Below are 2085 nucleotides of genomic sequence, written 5' to 3' on the forward strand. Positions count from 1 at the left end.
TTCTCATATTCTTTAAGAAGATTTGCGTAGTTTAAGGTTCAATGTCATTTCCAATATTATAGTAGCAGATCAACTGGTTTTTGATGGCGTAGCCATAATTTTCTTTATACTCTGAAGTGAGTTCGAGTTTTTTAAGAATTTGTACCGCTTCATTATATGCTTTGTTGCGCAGGTGAAGCTTAGACACACTAATCAATGTTTTTTCCGTGTATGCCGACGTCCAATCATTCAGAATAATGTTGAAGTCGTGAAGTGCTTCACTATCTTTACCTAGCTGCGCGTAGCTCTCCCCACGGATATAGCGGGCAAACTTTTCGTTGATAGGTTTTGGAAATTTATCGAAATAAGCATTCACTGCCTCTACAGCTCCTTGGTAATTTCCTCTTTCAAATAGATTACGTGCGATTGAAAACGTATGTGCGTCTTGTTCTGCTTGAGACAGGTTACCAATATTAGTAGAAGTAGCGTATCGGATATATCCCGAAGCATCTCCTTTATCTAAATAAATATTTTCTATAGAACGAATTGCTTGCTTCGCTTCATCTGTAGTAGCATATTGACTTACAACACGCTCAAAAGTAGCACGTGCTGCATCGGTATTATCTTGATTATATTGTACCAAACCGATAGTTAATAAAGCGCGTGGCACATACGAGCTACGTGGGTATTTTTCCACCATCGCCTGTAATCCTGCAATTGCCTTGTCGTATTGTCCCATCAAGAAATATGTATAAGGAATCTCGAAGGCTACGTCATCGGCATAATTCGATTTTGGATATTTAGCAATTACAGAGTTTAATGTTGCAATCTTAGCATCATTATTACCTTGTAGACCTTGAATAATACCACGTTGGAATAGTGCATAATCTTGGCTTGGCGCATTGCTATTTATAAGCCTATCATAGTAAGACATGGCCTTGCCATAGTTTTTGGTAGCAAAGTAAGAGTCTGCAAGACGAGCTATAGCGTCGTTGCGCGTATTGAGGTCAATGCCATCTTTTCCGCCTCCAGCAAGAAATCTTTCAAAATAATTGGCTGCCGTATTGTAGTTGTCATTACGGAAGGCTGCATAGGCCAACGCATAGTTGGCATAGTGATACACTTCGGTCTTACGAGCAGCAGGAAGCTGCAAGAATTTATTGAAATTGGTAACAGCCTCTTTGTACTTCCGTACTTCATACATCGCTTCAGCCTTCCAATAAATCGCCAACGCATAAATCTCTTCGTCATAACGATTAGCTTCCGAACGCATAAACATAGAAATAGCATTTTCGAAAGCCCGCTCGTTATAATATTCAAGACCGCGATAATAGGTTACTTTTTGGTATGCGGCCTTAGCTTCTTTGGTAGTAAGAGGGAATGATTCCAACACATCTACTGCCAGACGATAATTTTTTGTACTCAACAACACTTCGGCATGTAAGGTCTTTGCTTCCTCCCTACGTGAAGGATTGGTACTCTTATAAGTATCCAGATACTCTTGGATAGCATCCAAAGCTACCTGATGAAATTCCAACTCGTAAGATAGCTTGGCATAATTGAACAACCCTTCTTCCTGAAGCTTAGGATCAAAGTCTAATTTGGAAGCTTTGAAGAAGGCGTTGCGAGCCCCCTGTTTGTTTCCTGTTTTGATATACGCATCACCCAAGGCTATCATCGCGCTTTGATAATACGCATCAGGCTCATCCATCTTTTCAAATTCAGCAATAGCTTTCTTGTAGTCTCCTAATTTATAGGCGATATAGCTATTTGATAACTATCCTGATTGTTTTGGGTTTTGCCCTGATCCTGCTGTTGGAACTTGTCGTAATACTGTTTGGATTTGGCAAGGTCGCCTTTAATGAAATACGTGGCCGCAATGATACGGATCATCTCCGTCTCATATTCCTGCTTTGTTTTCTCCAATATCGGCAAAGCATAGCTCAACACATCATCATAACGTTTATCCAAGAAGTACAGGGCCGTAATATAATAAGGATAAGTAGATTCGAAAGTTTTGGAACCATTAAGACGTTCGAATTCATTCAACGCCGTCTTATATTCCGCTTCCATCTATTACTATGCATACTTGTGTTATCTGGATGC

2 protein-coding genes are annotated in these 2085 nt (G+C 40.0%); both read right to left on the bottom strand.

Translation table 11 applies throughout. The features are described 5' to 3' along the window. Nucleotides 1-31 precede the first annotated feature (31 nt). Nucleotides 32-1690 (bottom strand): tetratricopeptide repeat protein, encoded by a 1659-nt coding sequence (locus tag SD31_RS13800; protein ID WP_231561676.1) that lies wholly within the window; start codon nucleotides 1688-1690, stop codon nucleotides 32-34. 35 nt (nucleotides 1691-1725) lie between these two features. Next, complete coding sequence (locus SD31_RS19575) at nucleotides 1726-2052, bottom strand: hypothetical protein (RefSeq protein ID WP_231561678.1); 327 nt, start codon at nucleotides 2050-2052, stop codon at nucleotides 1726-1728. Nucleotides 2053-2085 lie beyond the last annotated feature (33 nt).

It is taken from the genome of Sphingobacterium sp. T2 (assembly GCF_000814685.1).
Taxonomy (GTDB): domain Bacteria; phylum Bacteroidota; class Bacteroidia; order Sphingobacteriales; family Sphingobacteriaceae; genus Sphingobacterium; species Sphingobacterium thermophilum.

What these genes read in the sequence shown, in the direction of transcription:
- SD31_RS13800 (WP_231561676.1), bottom strand. Translation starts at nt 1,690, where the DNA reads ATGGATGAGCCTGATGCGTATTATCAAAGCGCGATGATAGCCTTGGGT.
- SD31_RS19575 (WP_231561678.1), bottom strand. Translation starts at nt 2,052, where the DNA reads ATGGAAGCGGAATATAAGACGGCGTTGAATGAATTCGAACGTCTTAAT.